Genomic DNA, 22143 nt, shown 5'->3' with positions numbered 1-22143 from the left:
ATTATCTCTTCGAAATAGATTGTCTTTCTATTATCCTGTGAGGAAGGATCTTGCTTTTGGCCTTTTCACCGGTTATAAGCATGTGCAGCAGCATTTCCGCCCCTTCCTTCCCCAGCTGGTACAATGGTTGTGCTACTGTGGTCAATGGCGGAATGGCCATTTCTGCTATTTTCAAATTATCATAACCGATGATTGATAGTTGATCAGGGACCTTGATTCCCAATTTGTAAGCAGATGTCAGTACACCAACCGCTATTTCATCACTTGCAGCTACAATTCCGGTAATGTCGGGAGACCGTTCGAGAAGAAAAGAAAGACTATCGCGTCCATGTTCATAACCAAACCCTTTAGTAACAACAATGTTTTGTTGCCTCAATTGGATTCCGTTTTTATATAAAGCTTGTTTAAAACCCTCCAACCTCGGCAGACCGGCAATCTTGTCTTCGATCGGCCCGCTTATGAAACCTATGTTACAATGTCCCTTCTTCACCAGATACTCCGTTGCACTGTAGCTCGCTCTCTTATCATCGACTTTGACAAAAGGAATATCATAACTTGATTCTGTGGAAATAAGGATGACCGGGACGTCCATCTGCTGTACGACTTCATAATATTCTTCCAGCATTCGCTCACTGGCAAAGATGATGCCATCCACTCTTTTTTCCCTCAATAGCTGCAAGTATTTAAGGGTACGTTTTCCACGGGAAGCAGTATGGCAGACAATCACACTATGCCCCAGATTATGAGCCGCATCTTCAATGCCTTTTAGGATGGCAGATGAAAGCATGCTGGAAACGTCCGGAAACAACACACCGATGGTCTGGGTCTTCTTATTGATCAATCCTCTGGCAACTGCATTGGGCTGATATCCCAACTCTTTTATAGAGTTAAGTACTTTCTGCTTGGTTTTTTCTGAATAGCCCGTCTGGCTGTTCAATATCCGGGAAACAGTCGCAATCGAAACATCCGCATGTTTGGCCACATCTTTTATAGTAGGAATCATGCCCCACCTCTACTCCTTTATCCGTAAACGTTTTCCGGCAAAGTATAACATCAAATGAAAGTGCTTTCAATAATGAAGACTTTCATTTTGTCAGTCTTGCCGGACCAAAGCAAATGTCCTATTAAGTTTAATAAGTGCTGCATCTGTTTTTTAATCGTTACAACCAAAAATCCGGAAAAGAGTCCCTTTTCCGGATTTCTTAATCCCATAATGACGGCAAACCGGTCACCAATGAGTAAATTCCCATATACACCATGGCAATCACGATAAATATTCCGAAAATCGTCAACCATAACGGATGTTTATAATCGCCGGTGATTTTTGTTTTATGAGCCGCGATAAGCATTACCCCTAAGGATACAGGCAGTATTAACCCGTTTAAAGAACCGACAAGGACCAATACCTTGGCCGGACGCCCGACGATCACGAAGACAAGTGTGGAAACGGCAATGAAGACGACGATCAACCACTTATGATATTTTTCCAATGTGGCATTGAAAGTCCTTATGAATGATACAGATGTATAAGCCGCACCGACAACAGACGTAACGGCTGCTGACCACATGACAATCCCGAAAATTTTATATCCTATATTTCCCGCAGCCAACTGGAAAACCGATGCCGGAGGATTTGATTCATCGAGTGGGAGGCCTTGCGCAACGATTCCTAAAGTGGCAAGAAACAGGAAAATACGCATGATGGAAGCAATTCCGATGGCGGAAACGGAGCTTTTCGTTACTTCGGGTAAAGATTCTTTTCCCTTTACCCCGGCATCCAATAACCGGTGACCTCCGGCAAAAGTGATATATCCTCCGACTGTACCACCGACAAGGGTAACAATTGCTAAATAGTCTATTGTATCGGGGACAAACGTCTTTACTGCGGCTTCCCCGACAGGCGGCTGGGCAGTGAACATTACATATATGGTCAGCCCGATCATGACAAATCCGGCAACTTGGGCAAACCTGTCCATAATCTGGTTAGCTTCTCTGACGAGGAAGATACCGATTGCCAGCAAGCCGCTGAGCAATGCACCTGTTTCAGGAGAAATACCGAATAATACGTTTGTTCCGAGTCCGGCCCCTCCGATATTTCCTATATTAAAGGCCAGGCCTCCCATAACGATCAACAATGACAGAAAGAAGCCCAGTCCTGGCAGGACATCATTGGCGATTTCCTGTGCCCGTTTGCCTGAGACAGCAATAATCCTCCATATGTTCAACTGTGCACCTATGTCGATAATGATAGATATTAAAATAACAAATCCGAAACTAGCTGCAAGTGATTGGGTAAATGTCGTTGTCTGGGTTAGGAAACCGGGACCAACCGCTGATGTAGCCATTAAAAATGCTGCACCAAGCAGTAAACTGGCATTAGAATTTTTCTTCATATTCTCACCTTCTTTGTTGTTTTTTCTATGTAGCCCAGTAATCATACCACCTATTTTTCACCTTATCTAATAATTCATTCACCTGAAAGAGAAAATCAACCCAGTGTACATCTTTATCCCTATGAATGACTGCTGTTTCCTTCAAAAGAACGGGTTTATGACACTCCCTGCAAGGAAACAATGTAAAAAAGAAAATAAGTCATAGGAGGAGCTAAATGGCAAATAAGATAAAAACCAAATACTCTCCTGGAAACATGTGGTCTGGTCTGCTGTTTGGTCTGGGACTCGCTGCATTTGTGGATGAAACGGTTTTTCATCAACTTTTGCATTGGCACCACTTTTACGACAAGTCGACCACAAACGTCGGGCTTGTATCCGACGGTCTCTTCCACGCCTTCAGCTGGTTTGCGACAATTGGTTCCTTGTTTATGGTGGCCGATTTAAGGAGGAGAAGTGCTTTTCACCTAAAGAGGTGGTGGGGCGGCGTCTTATTGGGAGCAGGAGGATTCCAGCTGTATGATGGTATTATTCAGCACAAGCTAATGAGGATTCATCAGATCCGTTATGTGGAGAATATACTTATTTATGACCTTATTTGGAATATAATTGCGGTCATTATGCTAATCATTGGCGGGTGGCTCGCATTTAAAACGAAACGTGAAACCGAAATAGGCAGGGACAAATAATGGAGCATCATTTTTCCACCGGATACCTTTACCACTCGTTGATCCTTGTTCCCTTTGTGCTGGCTTTTAGCGGGTATATAATAGCTGGTATTCTATCAAGCCGGAAACACCATCTCCGTCCCTGGCCCAGTTATCGATATGTATTGTGGGGACTCGGTCTTCTGTGTTCACTATCGGCTCTCACAGGTCCTTTGGCAGAAAAGGCGATGTCCGACTTTGAATCGCACATGCTCGGTCACTTGCTGTTAGGGATGCTTGGTCCGCTTCTACTAGTTCTTGCAGCGCCGGTGACACTCTTACTGCGGGCACTTCCTGTAAAAAGCGCCCGTAATGTTGCGAATTGCCTAAAAAGCCGTCCAGTGCAGTTCATGGGGCATCCGGTCACCGTCTCCATCCTGAATATCGGTGGATTGTGGCTCTTATATACAACTCAACTATACTCAATGATGCAACACCATCTCTGGCTGCATTTGATTATCCATTTTCACGTCTTTGCCGCCGGATATCTCTTTACCGCGGCATTTATCTACATTGATCCAATTCCCCACCGGTATAGCCATCTTTACCGGGCGGTTGTCTTTGTTTTCGCTTTAGCCGGCCATGGGATTTTGTCCAAATATATATACGCATCCCCTCCTGAAGGGGTTTTGAAGCCGGAAGCTGAATCAGGCGCAATGATCATGTACTATGGCGGAGACTTGATCGATGCATGCATCATTTTCTTCCTATGTTATCAATGGTATAGAGCCGCACGTCCCCGTTCCAATCTGGCAATGAGGGAAGCCAATTGAAAGAAACCCGGTCAACTTGCACCGGGTCTCTCTTGCGTTTTTATATTTATTGCAAATACTCTCTTCCAGGCAAACCACGTACTGGCAGCCAACAGAACCATATATACATAAATGCCGAATTGAATGGACAACGCTGCATAGTGAAGAACCGCAAATATACCCGCGAACAGTATCATTAAGATGTTCTTTGCTGTATCGGCGCTATGAGCAAATACAAAGGATTGGGAAAAAGGAAACTTTTCATCAATCAAAAGTTTATAGGACAATAATGCGTGCATCCAGCCGGCAATCAATACAACCATCAAGTCCGGAATAATCTCAACCGAGAAAATAGCAAGGAAAATACAGCTCGTCACGGTAAACACAGGGACATACAATTTCATCAAAAATGCTTTCAATGTTGCCCTGTAAATCATCCCTTCTTCTTTGATCGGGGCTGCCCGGTAAATCCATGCCCCTTTATAATTTCCGGAAAACTTCAACATATGGACAGCCGCCGGAATCATGACATTACAAAAATAGATAACGAGATATCGAGTGCTGTCTCCTATACTAGAAATAGTATCCGTCCTCAAGTCATTAAACAAAAAGATAAACGGAAAGATGATTGCCATTCCTAAAGAAGGATAAACCTTCAATTTAAACTCCCGCTCCTCTTTCATCATTTTGGAAGCAAAACGAAAGAAGGCCCTTTCCTCATTGGTGGTACAAGTAATTCTGGATGCGGCCTGATCAAAAAATGCACCCTTTCGCATATTGGAACCGCTGCTCTCCAACAGTTTTTGCAAGTTCCGTTCGAAAGACGGCAAAAGCTTCGCATAAAGCATGATTGACAAAATCGGTATCACCAGTGCCAGAATCGAATAAACAATGACAAAACCGGAAGTATTATGGTTCAAAAATAGTTCGAACGGTGCTCCATACCATAATGGCGGTACAAGCAATTGCCACCATTCAAACGAAAAAGCAACACTAAAATCCGTAATTTCAAACACCCTGATCAGCACCTGATAACCTATTATCAAACCGACCGACAAAAGAATTTGGACATAGTTGATAATGTCCTTTAAATGTTCCCCGCTGAAAAATCGCAGGATGAATAGGTAAATGAGTGCGGTAAAGACAACAATCAGCAAACTGACCAGCAATAGTTCAGCCAAAAATAATAGAGTGAATAAGATTCCTTGCCTGAACAGGCTGACGATGAGCGGAATTCCTGTAAAAGCTCCCGTAATCAGGACCATATAAATACAAATATGAACAATTTTGGCCGCATTGATGGTCCGCTTGCTGATTGGCTTTGTCTGTAGAATTGTCTTATCCCGAACATCCAACAATACCGTTGAAAAGTCAGAAATCATGGTGGTCATTAAAATGAACAAAATCATTCCAAAAACAAGACTCATTTGAAAAAGATAATTGGTGCCGATTAAGATAAACGGCAGCAGAGCCAACCCATACAATGCATAGATACCGAGTGATCTTAAAAAGTTATTGCCGTCTTTATTTTTGGCCTGATCATAAATGGCCGGTACCCGTTGTTGATCCATGGTCAGTTTCACCTGGACGATTCTCCGCATGACCGGATATTCGATGCCAAGCATGGTGAAGAGTCCTTTCCCTTTATCAAGCAGCTTTAACGAATGGTAATCATTCATTCCGGGCACCTTCTTTTACAATAGAAACGAAGGACTCAGCAATTTCTTTATGCTCATTGAATCCGGTAAGCTGATTGAAAATTTCCTCAAGTGTTCCCTCTTTGTTTTTGGCCTTCAATTCTTCAAAACTGCCGTCTGCCACGATTTTCCCGTCTGCAAGCAGAACAATCCGGTTACTTATCTTTTCCACGACGTCCATAATATGTGACGAGTAAAAAATCGTTTTTCCCTCTGCCGCCAGTTGTGCCAATACTTCCTTGATGATCATCACACTGTTGGCGTCCAAGCCGCTTAATGGCTCATCCAAAAAAAGCAAATCCGGATCGTGGAGGAGACTTGAGATAATTAATACCTTTTGTCTCATCCCTTTGGAAAAGGAGGAAATTTTCGCATGCAACACATCACTCATTTCAAATTTGTCCATAAGGCGTGCCGCTTTCCGCTCAGCTCTTTCCCGTTCCAGACCATATAACTCACCGGTAAAGGTCAAGTACTCAGAAGCCGTCAAATTATCATAAACGTCTGCATTTTCGGGGACATAACCAATTTTACGCTTATAGGTATGGTCGCCGCTTGCTATATCTTCCCCGAAAATTTCCACCTTGCCATGATAACCATCAACCAAGCCAAGCATAATTTTTACGGTGGTGCTTTTCCCGGCACCATTAGGACCGATATATCCTATTATCTGTCCCTTATAAACTTCCAGATCAATTCCGACTAAAACACTATCTCCGCCATAACTCATCGTCAAATTGGAAAGGGACAGAATTTTTTCCCCATGTGAATCGATGCCGCTCACCCTCTTCTCAATAGTTATTCTTTCCTACTTTAACATATTTTTCCTGCCTTTCTCACGATCCATTTTAATAGCCGAGACAGGATTTGTTATTTTGATGTTATTCATGTCCATTGCAAATCTTCCATACAAAAAAAGCAGAAACGGTCGCCCGTTCCTGCCTGTTAGTTTATTTACGGCAGTTTATTTCCTGCTGCACGATACAGTTCATACCATTCTTCTCGGCTCAATTCAATCTCCGAGGCTTTCGCTATTTCTGTCAGACGCCCTGGATTCATCGTACCCACAACCGGCTGAATTTTGGCCGGATGACGCAAAATCCACGCCACCGCTACAGCCGAGTCGGTTACACCTTTTTTCTCAGCGATTTCCTGTAATTTGGCATTCAATTCCGGGAAGTCTTCATTACCGACAAATACCCCTTTGAACATACCATACTGGAAAGGAGACCATGCCTGGATTGTCATGTCATTTAAACGACTATAATCAAGAATGCCGTTATCACGTACAATCGATGGATCATGCTGCATGTTCACATTCAAACCTGCATCTATCATCGGAGTGAACATCAGACTCAACTGCAGCTGATTGATGATCAGGTCATCTTTTAAATATCTTTTCAACAATTCAATCTGCATTGGATTCTGATTGCTGACACCGAAATGGCGGACTTTACCGCTTTCCTTCAATTTAGTGAAAGCTTCGGCTACTTCTTCCGGTTCCATCAGGGCATCTGGCCTGTGAAGCAATAAAATGTCTATGTAATCTGTTTTCAGGCGTTCCAGACTACCATCAACCGATGAGAGGATGTGTTCTTTTGAAAAATCAAATAAACCATCACGGATACCGCATTTGGTTTGAATGATCATTTTTTCTCTGATGGAAGAATTCATGTCAATTGCATCAGCAAAAATCTCCTCCGACTTCCCGTCGCCATAAATATCGGCATGATCAAACAAGTCAACTCCAACTTCCATCGCATTTCTGATTACATATTCTGCATCCTGTTTGGAGAGCTGGTTTATGCGCATACAGCCAAGGGAAATTTCCCCAACTTGCAAATCACTTGTCCCAAGTTTTAGTTTCTTCAAAATGCCACCTTCTTTTTTTGTGATACTACTATTCTAACATTTAATCAATCATACGTGAAAACGCATGCATCTTTTGATATGCTATATTTATGTTTTTTTACATAAAACAAGATTTTTACCTTGATGGAATACACTGTATTTGGAGATGAATGATAATGGAACATAAATGGCTGGATTGGGCCCAGAGAATCCAAGCAGTCTCTCAGGCTGGGCTTGCCTTTTCTAAAGACAAATTCGACCGGGAAAGATATGAACAACTCCGTGATATAAGCGCTGAAATTCTTGATGAATACTCCACCATAGAGTTTGAAAATGCGATTGACTTTTACCATGCCCAGGAAGGATATCCAACTCCTAAAGTTGATGGTAGAGGAGTTGTTTTCAAAGAAGGCAAACTGTTACTCGTCCGGGAAGAGCATGATGATTGCTGGGCATTGCCGGGCGGATTCTGCGAAGTAGGAATTTCTCCTTCAGAGAATATTATCAAAGAGATAGAGGAGGAATCCGGCTTTCAAACCATTCCTGTCAAGCTGCTGGCTCTGTTGGACTATAAGAAACATCCACATCCACCCCAGCCTTTTCATTACTATAAAATTTTTATTGAATGCCGGATCGTTGGTGGAGATGCAAGGAATGGCCTGGAAACGAAAGACGTCAAGTTTTTCCCAAGAGACAACTTGCCTGCTTTATCGACTAAAAGAAATACAGAATCACAGATTAATATGCTATTCGATTACTTGGAAAATCCGTATAAGGCACCGGTAATTGATTAAATGAAAAGGGGATAAATCCATGAATTATAGAAAACTCATTTTGCCGATGATTCTGGCACTGCTTGTTATCACCGCCTGCCAAGAAGACGATCCTGTACCTACGACTTATTCTAATCTCGATTTAACATCTATTGCCAAATATAGCGGCACCTATGTCGGCGACAACTCAACTGTTCTTCATCTTGCTCAAACTCTGCCGGGCGGGGAAGCAATCCAAGAGTTAGAATTGACTAACCAGCATCTAAAAGTTACCTATACAACAGAAAACGTATCGGACGAAGAGATGTACTCTTGGCTTTATAATCAAGATACATTGCAGAACAACCTATTATTCAATGCTTCTCTACTTACTATATTGGTACCTAATGCGATGGAGTATCAATTTGAAACAGAGGAATTCGCTTTCTCGGTTCCAAGAAATGAGATGGTGAAACGCCTTCAAGAGAAATTAGAAGATTTTCCTGACGAGGAGGAAATTTGGACAGAAGCAACTGTTGTTGAATTCTTTGACAAAAATAAGAACACCATCAAAGTACTGATTGAAGCTGAAGAGTTCAAAAGCAACTTTTTCGAAGACTTTCCGATCCAGAAAGGTAAATAGATTAGTACTGCAGAATTACAAAAAGCAACATTAAAGAGCTTTGATTCTCAAGGAGAACAAAGCTCTTTTTTGACCCAAAAACAAAACACTTCTAATAGTCTTCGGGTTCTTGTTCTTTCAATGAAGCCTCTGGAGTAAGATCATCAGCCTGTTTTTTCTTAAAACCCTTATCTAAATTACCCGCGTTTTCAATGTCTCCTGAAGCTTTGTAACCCGCGACTTCTTCACTGGAAGTCGTTCCATAAAGTCCCATTCCACCTAACTCAGCATTTATGTTTTCTTCTGTGGTCGCTTTTTTCTTATCCACTTCTATCACCTCTTACTAATAAGATATCCAAAAAATCGGAATATATTTTCTGGATGTGTTGGTAAGCATTTCAAAAAAAATTGTTTTGTTTTTGTAATATCCCTGTGAAAAAAACAGGGAGGATAGCACCAAGCATAAGGCCTATTTATTGAAAAATATCAGTCATTTTCCGATTGTTCATCCCCAATCTCATACTAATGGTTACTATGGTACTGATAATAAATGACCACCCACCTCTCTCCTCCTATCAGTTCTCTTAACATTTCTTTACATCTACTTCATAAACAACCCCTATAATGAGAACCGATTCAAAAGATTAAGAAAGGAGCGATGAACGTAACAATCAAAATTTAATAAAAGGAGGAACAGAAATGTTGACAAACATTGGTATCCCAGGGTTGATTTTGATACTTGTTATTGCGCTGATCATCTTCGGACCATCTAAGCTGCCGGAAGTAGGACGGGCTTTTGGCAAGACATTGACCGAGTTCAAAAATGCTTCACACGAATTGATATCAGGAGATTCTTCTGATAAAGAGACAAAACAAAATGAGACGAAGACAACAGCCATTACTCCAGTTGAACAAGACAACGAAAAATCAGCCGGTTAGTTACTCTTCGAACAACGAAGAGGAGGGACATGTATGGAAAGAGAACAACTGCAACTCATCGGCCATTTGGAAGAACTTCGCAACCGGATGATTTTTACCTTGGTCTCCTTTATGGTTTTTCTGGTTATCGGCTTCCTATTTGTAAGACCGGTTTACAGCTGGCTGATCCGAGACCTTGGCAAACAACTGGCTGTACTTGGTCCAGGGGATATTTTGTGGGTATATTTCATGATTGCTGCCGTCGTGGCAATCGCCGGTACAATTCCCGTAGCAGCATTTCAAGTCTGGCGGTTTGTCGCTCCTGCCTTGCACAAAGAGGAACGGAAAGTCACACTCCATTTCATCCCGGCTTTGTTCTTACTGTTTTTATTCGGTATTGCATTCGGCTATTTTCTTTTATTTCCAATTGTTATCGGCTTTTTAACCTCCCTTTCAGAGGGCCAGTTTAACATGATGTTCACGGCCGATAAGTATTTTCGGTTTATGCTGAATCTCACAGTACCTTTCGGATTGTTATTCGAGATGCCGCTGGTTGTGCTGTTTTTGACAAGATTAGGAGTTTTGAATCCTATAAAGTTGCGCAGGGCTAGAAAAATTTCTTACTTTGGATTGATTGTAGTATCCGTATTAATCACTCCACCTGACTTTATTTCTGACATTCTGGTGATTGTACCATTGCTAATCTTATATGAAATCAGCATAAATTTGTCCAACATGGTTTATAAAAAGCAATTGAAAACGAGAGATGCAGCAGATAATGCTGCAGCCTGATTTAATAATAGGAGGAATGAAAATGAAACAAAACTCTGCTAACAAAGAAATGAATAGACGAGATTTTCTCAAAGTAGGTGGAATCAGTACTGCTGCACTTGCTCTTGGAACTACAGGAATTTTGTCATTAGGCGGCCATAATGTATCAGCTTCCCCCAAAAAAGCAGAAAAGTTTTTCCATGGCTATGGACCCTTAGTCAAGGATCCAGGCGGAATTCTGGATTTGCCGAGAGGATTTCAGTATCGGATTATTTCGGAAGAGGGCGGTAAGCTCTCTGACGGCAGGCCCATACCGGAAAAATTCGACGGCATGGCTGCCTTTGAAGGACAAGGTAATTCTACTATTCTAGTAAGAAATCATGAGTTAAGCGGGAATACTAAATACCCAGTGGTCGGCAAGAACCCTTATAATAAATACAATACTGGCGGAACGACTGGTATTGTCGTCGGACCTGACCGGAAAGTGAAGGATGAATTCGTCACTTCATCCGGTACAATCCGCAATTGTGCTGGAGGTGCAACCCCTTGGGGAACCTGGCTTACCTGCGAAGAAACTTTGGAGGAAGGGCACGGTTATGTATTCGAGGTGGATCCGACTGATCCGGAAAACAAATTATCCAAAACACCAATCAGGGAAATGGGTGCTTTTTCCCACGAGGCCACCGCCATCGATCCTGCCACGGGAATTGTCTACTTGACCGAAGATGCTGGTCCAAGTTATTTATTCCGCTTTGTTCCAAATGATCCATCACCGCGCATAGGGGCCCTTCAAAAAGGCGGAAAACTCCAAGCTGCAGCGATGGAAGAAATGAGTTCAAACGATATGAGCAAATTTTCCACTGGCAAGAAATTCGGAATTGTGTGGAAAAATGTAGATCCTGAGAAACCTTCCCTTGAAGCAGGTCAAAAAGGATGCATCCAGTTCAGCCGGTTGGAAGGAGCCTTTTTCGATGGCGGGGTCTTCTGGTTTGATGACACCTCTGCAGGTGATAAAGATCTCGGCCGCGTATATCGTTACATTCCAGCCACAAATACTTTGGAACTCTTTTACGAATCAACCTCACAAAATGACTTGGAAATGCCTGATAACATTTGTATCACACCGTGGGGAGACCTTTGGATTGCTGAAGACGGAGGCGGAGTAGACCGCATAATCGGTATGACTCCTGAAGGGGAAACCTATATCTTTGCGGAGAACAAACTAAACGGATCAGAATTAGCAGGACCGACTTTTTCACAAAAAGGGAATACATTCTTTGTCAATATTCAGACTCCCGGTATTACTTTTGCCATCTGGGGGCCCTTTGCCAGGAAAAATGCCGGCCGGAAAAGACTGATGGGACATGCAGCCCCACCCAAACAATATGCACCACAGCTTTCTGACAATGCCGCTGCATTTGCCGAGATGCAAGGAATGTCCAATTTGGAAGTTGCTGCCTATCAGCGCCACGGCGTTCCGATTGTATAAATGACAATGCCAGCTCATCAATCAATGGGCTGGTTTTTGTTTTTACTAGATTACTACATTGTGAAGACTTAAAGATTGTTAGAAATCTAAAGAATCTCTCCAATATGGTAAAATGAGATAAATTCAGTGCCGCTATTGGAGGTAAATTGTTGATGATTGAAGTCTTTCTCTGGTTATTTGACCATTACATCATACACTTATTGTTATTAGGAATCGTTATTGCCGAGATTCGATACTTTAAAAAACGTTACTGGCGACCTCGTAAACCGTTAGAACTTGCTTCTACCTATACTCAAAATGATAAAGCCTTCAGGATGCCGCTGACGCTGGAAGATGTTTCTTGGTACGTAGGTGAAGTGAAAAGAATAGACCCAAAAGCGCTGAAAGGAATATCGAAAATCATCCTTTCCAACCGTGATGACCATTTAAATATGAATATTATGGGTGAGTACTCGCCAAATAACGATCCGAGTGGGCCGGTTATCCGGTTATTTCCTATGGAATATCATCCGGTTAATGGTAAATACAGCTATAATTACAGTGATCTTGGTATGTTAAAGGTTGGTTACAATCGAAAAGATGCAAGGGACTTACTTTTATCCACTTTGGGCCATGAAATTGGCCACCATGTAAAATATAAAGAGACAAAAGAGTTATACGGTGATAAGGTCGAGGCCTTTTGTGATCAATTTTCTTCTGCCCTTGGAATAACGGTAGATCCGGAAACGACTTTTTCTTTTGAAATTTTCCATATCGATGAACCTTCTTTATATATTGAGGAATTAAAAGATGACTTAATCAAAGATTTGCAGAAAGTAAAAAAGAGAATCGCACATTAATTATTCGTTACTCGATGGAAAAATTACATTTCTCCCTTTTTTCACCGAAGAATTATAGGAGTAAAATAAACAAACAGGTTCCTATTCAGAAACCTGTTTGTCCTTCCTGGAAAATATATTTCTCACATGACGAATGACACTTGACCCTCTGTTCCTTTTTCCAGCCAGACCGGTCTCAAATGGCCGTCCCGGTTCAGCTTCAGGAAGTTTTCTCCTCAAGGGTGAGCCAGCCCCTTTGTTCATTAACCGTTTTGCTTTCATTCTATTGGCCAGCCGTAAATCAGCATCCAATACCGTAATGCCATGAGTCTTGGCAAGAGATCTTGTTTCCTCGTCGGTGGATAACAGGATAGTCCCCTCCGGCATGATGCCAAATGGATTTCTCGCCTTAAAACAGGAAGCTATAAGTAGTTCCTTATTACTTCCTCCTAATTTATGTTCTTTCAAAAAACGCTCAGGGATCGGGTCTTGTTTTTTGCATCTTATTTTATCAATCAACATTAAAGCTTCTGCTGCCCTGCTGTCCAGCTTATCTTTCAACAATTCAAGGGCCTTCAGCTCATCTATCACTATGCTGCTTATTATCACAGGATACATTCTTTCAATTTCTTCTATAACAGCAGGATGCTCCAATAAAAAGCCTGCATCCGGCACGACATTCTGAACCATACTATGATTCATCAATAACGGCTCAAACATGCAGCGGTCATAACCATCCAAACAATCCCCTCCAACTATCTTTCAAAAATAGGCAAGCCGGCGTTTCTTGCTAAAATCCGTGCGCCTTTGTCGTTGCTTAAAAAGCCAAGCGGCGTTTTACGGTTTTCCAATTCCCTCAGATAAGAAGCAATTATTTTATCATCACCGGTGTTTGATAACTTCCATTTCCGCCGGTAACTCTCCCCCGGAATATCCAGCATCTTCAACCGATTGGAAGATTGGAATAGCTCGATCATATCGAAACCCAACTGCGCTCTTTTCCTCACAACAGGATCCTTGCTTTTTTTCAATCCTTCCAGCTCAAAGAAGACTTGTTTACTCAACAAAAGGTGCGCATTGGAATCCTTGTGCATGGCCACAAGAAGCAGCGCACTATGCATTAGAATATTAGTATCCAATGCCGGAATCATGCCTTTTTGAAGACCTGGTTCTACTAATTTGTAGTTTAGAACCGCAATCTCCTGCTTTTGCTGGTTATTGATTTGCCGCATTGTTCTGCTGACAGACAAATAAGCAAATCGGGCAGACACAATCGGCGGACCGAAAAGGACAGCTAATTTCCAAATATCGCTTGCATCAGACTCTGTGTAAATCATTGTCTGCAACAAACATGCCGATCCGATCATAAACAAAAATCCTACAAGTTTTTGCCGTAAAGCTAACTGGCCAAATCCCGGAAACAACAAGGATAGCAGAGCAGCTTCGCGATTGCTTACGATTTTTGTGTAAACGGGAATATAATATAAGGTATAAGTGAACAAAAAAGACAACGTCAATAATCCTATCGCCCAAAACTCGGTCGATGACCATTGCAAATTATCTCTCAAAATTTCCATCAACAGTACGAACATGTCCTCACTCTCCAACTATTTAATTGAGTTTATACGTCCCGGCCATGATAGACCTCATCCACCACCAAGTCTGTCCCAGGATTTTCATAAGGATTATCCCAGTTATGATCGTCTTGATGGTGGAAATCGAAGTCATCATCATAGCTTGTATAGTCATTGGAACTATACATGCCGGATGAGTGGGAACGGTATGTATTTCGCCGTCCGGAGAAACGATTTCGCTTTTGTCCTTGCCTGCTTTTTTCCAATAAGTCGATTTCAGCTACCCTTGTTGTCCAATCTTCAAAAGGATCAGGGAAAATCGATCGAAAATTGACCTTGCGTTTCCTCCGTTTTCGACATAGAAGAACAATGCCGATATGCGAGCCTATCAGGGCCCCGATTATGTATGGTACCTCATCCACGTTTTCACCGCCTTTGCATTATTTTTTTATACCTAACTATTATACTCTAAAAATTCAGAAATGGGTAAAAAGCACCTGTACAAATTAGCGAAAAATACTGCAAAAATATCATTTATTATGGAGGAATTTAGAAATATTATCAAATGCAGGAGAAATGGGAGATAAAGGTGGCTCTATCATTTAGCCACCTTTTGGTAAGAAACTTGCTTATCTTATGGAAATTTGAGCATTGACCGAATAAATAATCAGGAAATTACCCTTATCACCTGATAACAAGTTGCTACCGGGTGGTAATCCGTCTTCGGTGCCGTGCTTTTTTCCTTGTTTTTCCGTTCATTGGTCCTGTTGAGCATTTTATACCAGCCGCCATGTTTACGGTCGATGAATTTATCGAAACAATAGGCGAACAATTCGTCATAAATGCCCCAGTACTCACCTTTTCCTGTCTTGTCTGCCAGCAATGCTGCAGCGGCGATAGCTTCTGCCATCACCCAATAGTTTTTATCTCGGTCGATCAAATCCTCTTCAGGGGATAAAGCAAAGTAAATACCGCCATATTCCAAGTCATGTCCTCTACTCCAACCTTTGGAAAACAAGTCTTCTGCCGTTTCCAACATCCAATCTTCCGAGCGATGGCGGTCAAGCCACATTAAGAGTTTACTCCACTCCAATTGGTGACCTGGTACAAACCCATATGGACGGAATTCATCTTTCGTATTATTTTTATTGTACTCCCAGTCGGGCTGCCAGTCCTGAGTGTAATTTTCCCATACCATGCCACCGGACCGTTCGGCCAAATTTAATGTCACATTTTGGGCAAGTTGGTGGGCCTTATCTAAGTACCTTTTTTCCCCAGTGGATTCATAAGCAGTAAGCAGCGCTTCACAGACATGCATATTAGCATTTTGTCCACGGTATGGGGAAGGTATCGTCCACCCAGCGTCCCATTCTTCTAAGTAAAGCCCGTGTTCTTGATCCCAAAAATGTTGTTCCATGGTATGAAATACATTTTCCATCACCGCTTTCGCTTCTTTGATACCCGCTTGATAGGCTATCGCAGAAGCCAGTAGTGTGAAGGCATGGCCATAAGCTATTTTAGAAGAATCCTTTACTTCCAATCCTTCCAGTTCGAAATAATATCCGCCATTTACCTGATCATAATGATGGTTCTGTAAAAACTGAATACCATGTTTCACAGCATCCAAGCACCAGTCCGGTCCATCCAATAAAGCACCGATGCTGAATATATAAATAAATCGCGCTGTTCCGACCAAATGTTTTTTGTCCTCGTCTATTATCGTTCCGTCATCTTGGAATCCATTCACATATCCTCCACGGTCATCCATACAGTTGGGATAATAGAAATGAATAATATCAAAAATGTGTTTTTTCAAAAATGCTTTGTCCTTAAAGCGCTTGGTAGAATTATGCAAGATATGCACCGCCTTTTATTCAAAATAGATAAGCTGACCCCTGTCACAGGATCAGCTCATTGGATTTAATCTATTGTCTATACACTGTTAAGAAGACATATACTGTCCACCATTAATATGAATGAACTGGCCAGTCATGAATGCAGATTCTTCAGATGCAAGCATCACATAAGCACCGATATGGTCCGCGGGCTGCCCAGGTCTGCCAAGCGGTGTGGTAACACCAAATGATTCTTGTTTTTCCTCCGGCATTGTCGCTGGAATAAGCGGTGTCCAAATCGGCCCCGGTGCGACACCATTGACACGGATACCCTTTTCCGCCAATTCCTGGGCGATGGAACGGGCAAACGAAACAATCGCACCTTTTGTCGAGGTGTAGTCGATCAAGGATTTATTTCCTATATAAGCATTAATAGATGATGTGAAAATGATGCTGTTCCCTGTTTCCAAATGTGGGATAGCAGCTTTCGTAAGGTAAACCATGGAGAAAAAGTTCACATCGAAAGTCCGTTTCAACTGCTCCGAGCTGATTTCCAATACACTTTGTTTAACTTCCTGCCGGGCAGCATTATTTACGAGAATATCCAACTTTCCGTGTTCCTGAACAACTTCCTCCACTAGTTGATTACAGAATTCTTCATCGGCAATATCCCCAGCATGCAAGGTGACATTGACACCTTCCTCCCGAATACGCTGCTTTGTCTTTTCGGCATCTTCATGCTCGTCCAAGTAGGCAATCGCGATATGTGCCCCTTCTTTCGCATAGGCAATTGCTACTGCTTTACCGATACCGCTGTCCCCGCCAGTAATGAGAGCTACTTTATCCTTTAATTTCCCTGTTCCAATATGGCTGTCAAGTTCATGGATTGGTTTAGGATCCATTTCTCCTTCTACACCGGGCTGCTCTGATTGAAATTGAACCGGTACGCCATCAGACATTGGTTTTTGCTTATCTAGCTCACTCATTTATGAAACCTCCTCGAAATAAATTTCTACTTATCATTTAATACCTTATGTATATACCCATGCCTTTCCGATATTTAAACAGCTATCAGCAGGTGTTTCTCATATAGAAAAAAAGACCTTGTCTATCTTTATTGATAGACAAGGTCTTATCTAAACTTTTATTTCTTGTTGATTTTTTGCCAGAAAATGATGAAGGGCGCCAAGCATGCCTGCGTCATTTTTATGCTTGCAAACATTGATCGGAACTTTTATAAAGTGCCACCATTTGATTTTCTCAAGTTTATCTTCAATTCTGTTTATTAAATCCTCTCTTCCGCTGATGCCGCCGCCGATTAACACCTTTTCCGGGTTCAAAGTGGCCACAAGATTAAGAATGCCGTAACTTGTTCTTTCCAGCCACTTCTCTACAATATCACTTACCTCAGGATTATATTCGGCTTCTGCAAAAACGTCGAACCCTTCAACCGGTTCAGAAGGATTGATTCCTTTATAGGCTTTATAACTATTTATCAAACTGGAGGTGGCCCCATTTTCATTCCATGTTTGTTGTCCAGGCTGATCACCCAAAGTGACCATGTATCCAATTTCTCCCCCTCTGAAGGTGTAGCCGTGATGAATTTTGTTATTTAGATACAAACCTCCTCCGATTCCTGTACCTATAGTGATGCAAACAAAACTGTTGCAGTGGGAAGCATTGCCGTTGAATTTTTCTGCCAATGCCACACAATTTCCGTCATTCTCCATTTCAGTTGGAATCGAACAATTTTCTTCCACTATTTCTTTTAGATTTTTCCCGTTAAGTACTGTTATGGCGCCTGCTGTTTCGGAATAGCCAGTTTCTACATCTATGAATCCAGGCATGCTGATTGCTATTCCGGTTATTTCGTGTTCTTTTTGATAACTTTTGATTACTAAAAGCATGTCTGTCACAAAGGATTCTAATGTCGATTTATCGGTCGGATAATCACTTTTTTCCAGAAACGTCCCGTCTTTTAAAAGAACAGCATGTTTGACTCTTGTCCCACCTACATCAAAAGCTATATACTTATCCACAGTTTCTCCTCCTAAAGCACAACATTCACAATGCTTCATTTATTTTTATAATTTTTAATTGAATGGTTTTTTCTTTTTCTTTTTCGTAAAGTATATGCTTGAATGTAAGCGTTGTCAATACACTCTTATTAAATTAATTTTCACCTATTGACTTGGTAGTTCGACGTTTCTAAAAGACGTGCGTTCTTATTTAAACTATCTTTGCCCTTCACGTATTTCATGTCTATGTCGTCTCTTCCTGAAGCAACTATTTTTTTATAAAAAAATCCCCGAGAAGACTTTTCTTCTCAGGGATTTCGTGNCCTTTTCACTGCGGCTTCTCGCAAAAGAAGCACCCCTTCTCCCGAAGTTACGGGGTCATTTTGCCGAGTTCCTTAACGAGAGTTCTCCCGCTCACCTTAGGATTCTCTCCTCGCCTACCTGTGTCGGTTTGCGGTACGGGCACCTCTTTCCTCACTAGAGGCTTTTCTTGGCAGTATGAAATCCGGAGCTTCGGTACTTATGTTCCCTCCCCGTCACAGCTTGAGATTGTTGGACGGATTTGCCTATTCCAACTCTCTTACTGCTTGGACGCACATTTCCAATCGTGCGCTCTCCTTATCCTCCTGCGTCCCCCCGTCGTTCAAACGGAAAGGAGGTGGTACAGGAATATCCACCTGTTGTCCATCGCCTACGCCTTTCGGCCTCGGCTTAGGTCCCGACTAACCCTGAGCGGACGAGCCTTCCTCAGGAAACCTTAGGCTTTCGGTGAAAGAGATTCTCACTCTTTTTTCGCTACTCATACCGGCATTCTCACTTCTAAGCGCTCCACCAGTCCTCACGGTCTGACTTCGCTGCACTTAGAACGCTCTCCTACCATTGTTCGCAAGAACAATCCGCAGCTTCGGTGATACGTTTAGCCCCGGTATATTTTCGGCGCAGAGTCACTCGACCAGTGAGCTATTACGCACTCTTTAAATGATGGCTGCTTCTAAGCCAACATCCTGGTTGTCTAAGCAACTCCACATCCTTTTCCACTTAACGTATACTTTGGGACCTTAGCTGGCGGTCTGGGCTGTTTCCCTTTCGACTATGAACCTTATCACCCATAGTCTGACTCCCAAGATCGAGTAGCTGGCATTCGGAGTTTGACTGAATTCGGTAACCCGATGAGGGCCCCTAGTCCAATCAGTGCTCTACCTCCAGTACTCAACTCTTGAGGCTAGCCCTAAAGCTATTTCGGAGAGAACCAGCTATCTCCGTGTTCGATTGGCATTTCACCCCTACCCACACCTCATCCCCGCGTTTTTCAACACGCGTGGGTTCGGGCCTCCAGTCAGTGTTACCTGACCTTCACCCTGGACATGGGTAGATCACACGGTTTCGGGTCTACGACCAACTACTACAGGCGCCCTGTTCAGACTCGCTTTCGCTGCGGCTCCGTCTATGCGACTTAACCTTGCAGGTGATCGTAACTCGCCGGTTCATTCTACAAAAGGCACGCCGTTACCCATTAACGGGCTTCGACTACTTGTAGGCACACGGTTTCAGGTTCTATTTCACTCCCCTCCCGGGGTGCTTTTCACCTTTCCCTCACGGTACTGGTTCACTATCGGTCACTAGGGAGTATTTAGCCTTGGGAGATGGTCCTCCCGGATTCCGACGGAATTCCTCGTGTTCCGCCGTACTCAGGATCCACTCCGGAGGAAACGGCTTTTCAACTACAGGGCTCTTACCTTCTTCGGCTGATCGTTCCAGATCGATTCGTTTAAACCATTTCTTGGTAACTCCGATGGAGTGTCCTACAACCCCAGAAAGCAAGCTTTCTGGTTTGGGCTGTTTCCGTTTCGCTCGCCGCTACTTGGGAAATCGCATTTGCTTTCTCTTCCTCCGGGTACTGAGATGTTTCAGTTCCCCGGGTCTGCCTCGGTTATCCTATGAATTCAGATAACCGTACTGCTCCATTACGAACAGTGGGTTCCCCCATTCGGAAATTCCCGGATCAACGCCTACGTACGGCTCCCCGGGACATATCGGTGTTTGTCCCGTCCTTCTTCGGCTCCTAGTGCCAAGGCATCCACCGTGCGCCCTTCTTCACTTAACTATTAAACATGAAAAGACGTTTTGTTTGATGTCTTGTATTAGTCTAGTTCCAGCTCCTTTTCAGTCGCCTTCACTTCCTAATTTACTCTTATCTAGTTTTCAAGGTACAAAAATGAAGGATTTAATCCCTCAAAACTGAACCAAACAATCGATTATGCCATTCGTTTTTGCTCCGAAGAGCAATTATCCTTAGAAAGGAGGTGATCCAGCCGCACCTTCCGATACGGCTACCTTGTTACGACTTCACCCCAATCATTGGCCCCACCTTCGGCGGCTGGCTCCAAAAGGTTACCTCACCGACTTCGGGTGTTGCCAACTCTCGTGGTGTGACGGGCGGTGTGTACAAGGCCCGGGAACGTATTCACCGCGGCATGCTGATCCGCGATTACTAGCGATTCCGGCTTCATGCAGGCGAGTTGCAGCCTGCAATCCGAACTGAGAATGGTTTTATGGGATTTGCTACACCTCGCGGCTTCGCTTCCCTTTGTACCATCCATTGTAGCACGTGTGTAGCCCAGGTCATAAGGGGCATGATGATTTGACGTCATCCCCACCTTCCTCCGGTTTGTCACCGGCAGTCACCCTAGAGTGCCCAACTGAATGCTGGCAACTAAGGTCAAGGGTTGCGCTCGTTGCGGGACTTAACCCAACATCTCACGACACGAGCTGACGACAACCATGCACCACCTGTCACTCTGTCCCCGAAGGGAACCTCTTGTCTCCAAGAGTGGCAGAGGATGTCAAGACCTGGTAAGGTTCTTCGCGTTGCTTCGAATTAAACCACATGCTCCACCGCTTGTGCGGGCCCCCGTCAATTCTTTTGAGTTTCAGCCTTGCGGCCGTACTCCCCAGGCGGAGTGCTTAATGCGTTAACTTCAGCACTAAGGGGCGGAAACCCCCTAACACCTAGCACTCATCGTTTACGGCGTGGACTACCAGGGTATCTAATCCTGTTCGCTCCCCACGCTTTCGCGCCTCAGCGTCAGTTACAGACCAGAGAGCCGCCTTCGCCACTGGTGTTCCTCCACATATCTACGCATTTCACCGCTACACGTGGAATTCCGCTCTCCTCTTCTGTACTCAAGTTCCCCAGTTTCCAATGACCCTCCACGGTTAAGCCGTGGGCTTTCACATCAGACTTAAGGAACCGCCTGCGCGCGCTTTACGCCCAATAATTCCGGACAACGCTTGCCCCCTACGTATTACCGCGGCTGCTGGCACGTAGTTAGCCGGGGCTTCCTCGTTAGGTACCGTCAAGGTACCGCCCTATTTGAACGGTACTTGTTCTTCCCTAACAACAGAACTTTACGATCCGAAGACCTTCATCGTTCACGCGGCGTTGCTCCGTCAGACTTTCGTCCATTGCGGAAGATTCCCTACTGCTGCCTCCCGTAGGAGTCTGGGCCGTGTCTCAGTCCCAGTGTGGCCGATCACCCTCTCAGGTCGGCTACGCATCGTCGCCTTGGTAGGCCGTTACCCCACCAACTAGCTAATGCGCCGCGGGCCCATCTGTAAGTGACAGCCAAAAGGCCGCCTTTCAACTCTTCCCCATGCAGAGAAAAGTATTATCCGGTATTAGCCCCGGTTTCCCGGGGTTATCCCAGTCTTACAGGCAGGTTGCCCACGTGTTACTCACCCGTCCGCCGCTCGTTCCACAAGCTCAACACCCCGAAGGGTGATTGCTTGCTTCCCGCGCTCGACTTGCATGTATTAGGCACGCCGCCAGCGTTCGTCCTGAGCCAAGATCAAACTCTCCATAAAATGTGAGCTTGCTTGCTCGAAAACTTGACTAGCATTTCTTGCTTGACATAATGATTGTTTTGTTCAGTTTTCAAAGATCAAATTT

20 protein-coding genes, 1 rRNA gene and 1 other annotated feature are annotated in these 22143 nt (G+C 43.5%); of the genes, 8 read left to right on the top strand and 13 right to left on the bottom strand.

All coding sequences use genetic code 11. The features are described 5' to 3' along the window. Position 1: 1 nt before the first annotated feature. The gene (locus CZ434_RS18640) at positions 2–1003 is read right to left on the bottom strand and encodes a LacI family DNA-binding transcriptional regulator (RefSeq protein ID WP_077624504.1); all 1002 of its coding nucleotides are present in this window, start codon (positions 1001–1003) and stop codon (positions 2–4) included. A gap of 199 nt (positions 1004–1202) precedes the next feature. After that, positions 1203–2393 carry an NRAMP family divalent metal transporter gene (locus CZ434_RS18635; RefSeq protein ID WP_077625255.1) on the bottom strand — a complete coding sequence of 397 codons (1191 nt, stop codon included), beginning with the start codon at positions 2391–2393 and terminating at the stop codon, positions 1203–1205. A 215-nt stretch (positions 2394–2608) separates the two neighbouring features. Here CZ434_RS18635 and CZ434_RS18630 point away from each other — a divergent pair, with 215 nt between their 5' ends. After that, on the top strand, positions 2609–3079 hold the full coding sequence (locus tag CZ434_RS18630; RefSeq protein WP_077624503.1) for a DUF2243 domain-containing protein: 471 nt from the start codon (positions 2609–2611) through the stop codon (positions 3077–3079). After that, the gene (locus CZ434_RS18625) at positions 3079–3870 is read left to right on the top strand and encodes a cytochrome c oxidase assembly protein (protein WP_077624502.1); all 792 of its coding nucleotides are present in this window, start codon (positions 3079–3081) and stop codon (positions 3868–3870) included. The genes CZ434_RS18630 and CZ434_RS18625 overlap by 1 nt, the downstream gene beginning before the upstream one ends. Positions 3871–3881: 11 nt before the next feature. On the opposite strand, the gene CZ434_RS18620 is transcribed toward CZ434_RS18625, so the two are convergent. The 3 genes from CZ434_RS18620 to CZ434_RS18610 all read right to left on the bottom strand — a co-directional run bounded on the left by CZ434_RS18620 (position 3882) and on the right by CZ434_RS18610 (position 7418). After that, positions 3882–5528, bottom strand: a complete 1647-nt coding sequence (locus CZ434_RS18620) for a hypothetical protein (protein ID WP_077624501.1) — start codon at positions 5526–5528, stop codon at positions 3882–3884. Then, positions 5521–6276, bottom strand: a complete 756-nt coding sequence (locus CZ434_RS18615) for an ABC transporter ATP-binding protein (protein WP_077625254.1) — start codon at positions 6274–6276, stop codon at positions 5521–5523. Before CZ434_RS18615 ends, CZ434_RS18620 begins: the two co-directional genes overlap by 8 nt. Positions 6277–6500: 224 nt before the next feature. Beyond that, positions 6501–7418: an aldo/keto reductase gene (locus CZ434_RS18610; RefSeq protein WP_077624500.1), complete on the bottom strand. Its 918-nt coding sequence runs from the start codon at positions 7416–7418 to the stop codon at positions 6501–6503. 155 nt (positions 7419–7573) lie between these two features. On the opposite strand from CZ434_RS18610, the gene CZ434_RS18605 reads away from it, so the two are divergent. Together CZ434_RS18605 and CZ434_RS18600 are read left to right on the top strand one after the other, a co-directional pair. Continuing rightward, positions 7574–8191: an NUDIX hydrolase gene (locus tag CZ434_RS18605; RefSeq protein ID WP_077624499.1), complete on the top strand. Its 618-nt coding sequence runs from the start codon at positions 7574–7576 to the stop codon at positions 8189–8191. Between the two features lie 19 nt (positions 8192–8210). Then, on the top strand, positions 8211–8792 hold the full coding sequence (locus CZ434_RS18600) for a DUF4825 domain-containing protein (RefSeq protein ID WP_077624498.1): 582 nt from the start codon (positions 8211–8213) through the stop codon (positions 8790–8792). Between the two features lie 91 nt (positions 8793–8883). On the opposite strand, the gene CZ434_RS18595 is transcribed toward CZ434_RS18600, so the two are convergent. Further along, positions 8884–9099 carry a hypothetical protein gene (locus tag CZ434_RS18595; protein WP_077624497.1) on the bottom strand — a complete coding sequence of 72 codons (216 nt, stop codon included), beginning with the start codon at positions 9097–9099 and terminating at the stop codon, positions 8884–8886. Between the two features lie 371 nt (positions 9100–9470). Between CZ434_RS18595 and CZ434_RS18590 the strand changes: the two genes are divergently transcribed. The 4 genes from CZ434_RS18590 to CZ434_RS18575 all read left to right on the top strand — a co-directional run bounded on the left by CZ434_RS18590 (position 9471) and on the right by CZ434_RS18575 (position 12788). Beyond that, positions 9471–9710, top strand: coding sequence for a twin-arginine translocase TatA/TatE family subunit (locus CZ434_RS18590; RefSeq protein WP_077624496.1), 240 nt, complete (start codon positions 9471–9473; stop codon positions 9708–9710). A 33-nt stretch (positions 9711–9743) separates the two neighbouring features. Next, positions 9744–10481 carry a twin-arginine translocase subunit TatC gene (gene tatC / locus CZ434_RS18585; protein ID WP_077624495.1) on the top strand — a complete coding sequence of 246 codons (738 nt, stop codon included), beginning with the start codon at positions 9744–9746 and terminating at the stop codon, positions 10479–10481. A gap of 22 nt (positions 10482–10503) precedes the next feature. Continuing rightward, on the top strand, positions 10504–11949 hold the full coding sequence (locus CZ434_RS18580; RefSeq protein WP_077624494.1) for an alkaline phosphatase PhoX: 1446 nt from the start codon (positions 10504–10506) through the stop codon (positions 11947–11949). 149 nt (positions 11950–12098) lie between these two features. After that, the gene (locus CZ434_RS18575; RefSeq protein ID WP_143262145.1) at positions 12099–12788 is read left to right on the top strand and encodes an ImmA/IrrE family metallo-endopeptidase; all 690 of its coding nucleotides are present in this window, start codon (positions 12099–12101) and stop codon (positions 12786–12788) included. An 81-nt stretch (positions 12789–12869) separates the two neighbouring features. On the opposite strand, the gene CZ434_RS18570 is transcribed toward CZ434_RS18575, so the two are convergent. The 7 genes from CZ434_RS18570 to CZ434_RS18540 all read right to left on the bottom strand — a co-directional run bounded on the left by CZ434_RS18570 (position 12870) and on the right by CZ434_RS18540 (position 22058). Then, a complete protein-coding gene (locus CZ434_RS18570; RefSeq protein ID WP_077624492.1) occupies positions 12870–13508 on the bottom strand; it encodes a PIN domain-containing protein in 639 nt (212 codons plus the stop codon). A 14-nt stretch (positions 13509–13522) separates the two neighbouring features. Beyond that, positions 13523–14359 carry a PIN domain-containing protein gene (locus CZ434_RS18565; RefSeq protein ID WP_077624491.1) on the bottom strand — a complete coding sequence of 279 codons (837 nt, stop codon included), beginning with the start codon at positions 14357–14359 and terminating at the stop codon, positions 13523–13525. Between the two features lie 29 nt (positions 14360–14388). After that, positions 14389–14763, bottom strand: a complete 375-nt coding sequence (locus CZ434_RS18560) for a hypothetical protein (protein ID WP_077624490.1) — start codon at positions 14761–14763, stop codon at positions 14389–14391. Between the two features lie 245 nt (positions 14764–15008). Next, positions 15009–16157, bottom strand: coding sequence for an AGE family epimerase/isomerase (locus tag CZ434_RS18555; protein ID WP_245831026.1), 1149 nt, complete (start codon positions 16155–16157; stop codon positions 15009–15011). 126 nt (positions 16158–16283) lie between these two features. Then, positions 16284–17162, bottom strand: coding sequence for an SDR family oxidoreductase (locus tag CZ434_RS18550; protein ID WP_077624489.1), 879 nt, complete (start codon positions 17160–17162; stop codon positions 16284–16286). A gap of 150 nt (positions 17163–17312) precedes the next feature. After that, positions 17313–18215: an ROK family protein gene (locus CZ434_RS18545; RefSeq protein WP_179107316.1), complete on the bottom strand. Its 903-nt coding sequence runs from the start codon at positions 18213–18215 to the stop codon at positions 17313–17315. A gap of 239 nt (positions 18216–18454) precedes the next feature. Further along, positions 18455–20298, bottom strand: a sequence feature (23S ribosomal RNA rRNA prediction is too short). A gap of 192 nt (positions 20299–20490) precedes the next feature. Continuing rightward, positions 20491–22058, bottom strand: a 16S ribosomal RNA gene (locus CZ434_RS18540). Positions 22059–22143: the final 85 nt, after the last annotated feature.

The organism is Sediminibacillus massiliensis, assembly GCF_900156915.1.
GTDB classification, from domain to species: domain Bacteria; phylum Bacillota; class Bacilli; order Bacillales; family Amphibacillaceae; genus Sediminibacillus_A; species Sediminibacillus_A massiliensis.
This window is presented reverse-complemented; position numbering and strand designations above follow the sequence as displayed.